Source organism: Streptomyces sparsogenes, from assembly GCF_001704635.1.
Lineage (GTDB): Bacteria > Actinomycetota > Actinomycetes > Streptomycetales > Streptomycetaceae > Streptomyces > Streptomyces sparsogenes.
In genome coordinates this window covers 1-2380 of the sequence record NZ_MAXF01000067.1, presented here as the reverse complement: position 1 = coordinate 2380, position 2380 = coordinate 1, and the positions used below count along the sequence as shown (strand labels likewise).

Sequence of the window (2380 nt, the reverse complement as noted above, 5' to 3'; positions counted from 1 at the left end):
GTCTGGTCTGCCGCCGCAGCCGCCTGCTGACCAGCGCCGTGCCCCCCGTGGCCAGGGCGAGGGAGGCTCCGGCCGCGCCGAGGAGGAGCGGCACCTGGCGGTCGGCCAGGCCGCTCACCTTGCGGACCGTGAGCCCGGAGGACACCAGGCCGACGACATGGCCCCGGGAGTCGGTGACCGGGACCACGGCCTGCACCACCTCGCCGATGGTGCCCTGGACGGTCTCGGTGAGGGGCCGCCCGGCCAGCGGCCCCGCGATGTTGCCGACGAACCGCTTGCCGATCCGGTCGGGCATGGGGTGGGTGTAGCGGATCCCGTTCCGGTCCATGACCACGATGAAGTCGACCCCGGACTCCCGGCGCGCCTCCTCGGCCCGCGGCTGGAGCACCGCCGTCGGGTTGGTGGAGCGCAGCGCGGGGGCGACGCCCGGCGAGTCGGCGAACGTCTCGGCGACGGCGAGCGACCGGCGGCGGGCCTCGTCGGTGGCGTCGTGGCGCACCTGGAGGACGAGCGCGATGGACGCGGCGGCGACGAGGAGCAGCACGATCACCAGTTGCAGCAGAAAGACCTGGCCGGCGACGCTGCGCGCGCTCAGCCAGGAACCAGGGCGCCGCACCGCTGCCTCTGAGCGCTCACGCCGCCGACTCCGTGGGCGCCGACCGGGGAACATACGGGCAGCCAGTGCCCACGATCGACCCATAAACCGGGCCATACCCCTAGATGTACACCGCGCCTTCCTGAAAGGCGAGCCACCCCGCGTGGAGCGGGTGCCGACATCGACGGCCTGTGCAAGCCTGAAATAGATGTACTCGCTACATTTGCCGAAATTCGTCGGCCATTCGGCCGTCGGTCGGCAGGGACGAAGGAGCCCGCCATGGCCAGTCACGTCGGTGGAGTTCAGGCGGAGGCCGCCCGGCATCCGCACCGGGCGGTGAGCGGATGGCTCGTCTTCGCGGCCGTCATGCTGCTGTTCGCGGGGCTGATGGGCCTCGGTCAGGGGATCTCGGCCATCCGCAACGACCAGGTCTTCCTGGTCACGAGGAACTATGTCTTCTCGTTCGACCTCACCGGATGGGGATGGGTCCACGCGATCCTCGGCGCCGTCGCCGTGATCGCCGGTCTGGCCCTGTTCACCGGGGCCATGTGGGCCCGGGTGACGGGGGTCGTGCTGGCGGGGCTGAGCCTGATCGCCAATTTCCTGTGGCTGCCGTACTACCCGGTGTGGGCCGTGGCGCTGCTCGTCGTCGACGCCCTCGTCATCTGGGCGCTGTGCGCCGGGCCGGGGATGAGCGGGCGGACAGCGGGGCCTTCCCAGGGGTCGCAGACCACGGACCCGCACGTCACAGGCCGATGACCACCAGCGCGGTGTCGTCGGCGACGGTGCCGCCCGTGACGCCGAGGTCGACCAGCAGCGCGTCGGCCAGGGGCTCGGGGGCCAGCTCCCGGTGCCGGAACAGGCTCTCGGCGAGCCGCCCGAGCCCGACGTCGATGTCCTCGTCCCGGCGCTCGATGAGCCCGTCGGTGTACAGCACCAGGGTGCCGCCCGGGGTGTAGGGGCAGGTGGCCTGGGGCCGTGGCACATGGTCGAGGCGGGCGCCCAGCGGCGGGTCGGTGGCCTGGTCCAGCGGTACGACATCGCCCTCGGCCTGCAACAGCAGCGGCGGCGGATGGCCGGCGCAGCTGTAGACGATCGTCCGCTCCGACCGGTCGATGACGGCCTGCACGGCGGTCGCGGCCAGCGCCCCGTCGACGGAGCGCGCGTACAGGCCGAGCGCCTCCAGCGCCTCCGCCGGCCCGCCGACGGCCCGGATGGCCGCGCTCAGCGCGCTGCGCAGCTGCCCCATCACACAGGCGGCCGCCAGGCCCTGGCCGACCACATCGCCCACCGCCGCCGCGATCCGGTCGTCGGCCAGCTCGGACACCTCGTACCAGTCGCCGCAGACGTTGAGCGAGCCGACGGCGGGCCGGTAGCGGACGGCCACCCGCAGGTGCAGCCCGGGGACCAGCGCGGGCAGCATCGCCTGCTGCAGCGCCAGCGCCGTCGTCCGCTCCTGGGCGTGCGCCTCCCGCAGCCGCTCGTTCAGTTCCTGCAGCTCCAGCGCGCGGGTGTAGAGGTCGGCGTCCATCGCCTCGGTGCGGGTGAACGGGGCCCGCGCGCGTCCCCGGACGAAGTCCGTCACGTCCTCCACCCGGTGGATGATCCACCGGACCGAGCCGTCCTGGCCGAGGACGGGGGTGTTGATCGGGCTCCAGTACCGCTCCTCGAACCGCCCGCCGTCCCGGCGCCCCCGGCCCCCTCCCCCGTCCCCGTCCCCGCCTGTGCTCGCGTCCTCGTCCCCGTCGTCCCCGTTGTTCCCGTCGTCCACCGTCGTCCCCGCCG

The 2380-nt window shown here is 73.4% G+C and carries 2 protein-coding genes and 1 pseudogene; 1 reads left to right on the top strand and 2 read right to left on the bottom strand.

Features of this window, described 5'->3' with window-relative positions:
• Nucleotides 1-712, bottom strand: a pseudogene (locus BBH68_RS13895) (histidine kinase); the annotation flags it as partial.
• A gap of 162 nt (nt 713-874) precedes the next feature.
• On the opposite strand from BBH68_RS13895, the gene BBH68_RS13890 reads away from it, so the two are divergent.
• A complete protein-coding gene (locus BBH68_RS13890; protein WP_065962235.1) occupies nt 875-1354 on the top strand; it encodes a DUF7144 family membrane protein in 480 nt (159 codons plus the stop codon).
• Here the strand turns inward: BBH68_RS13890 and BBH68_RS13885 are convergent.
• On the bottom strand, nt 1341-2380 hold a 1040-nt coding region (locus tag BBH68_RS13885), incomplete at its 5' end, for a PP2C family protein-serine/threonine phosphatase (RefSeq protein ID WP_065962233.1). The two genes, BBH68_RS13890 and BBH68_RS13885, sit on opposite strands and share 14 nt — an antisense overlap.

Bases quoted from the DNA above. Each gene is read 5' to 3' on its own strand.
- BBH68_RS13890 (WP_065962235.1), top strand. From the start codon at position 875: ATGGCCAGTCACGTCGGTGGAGTTCAGGCGGAGGCCGCCCGGCATCCG.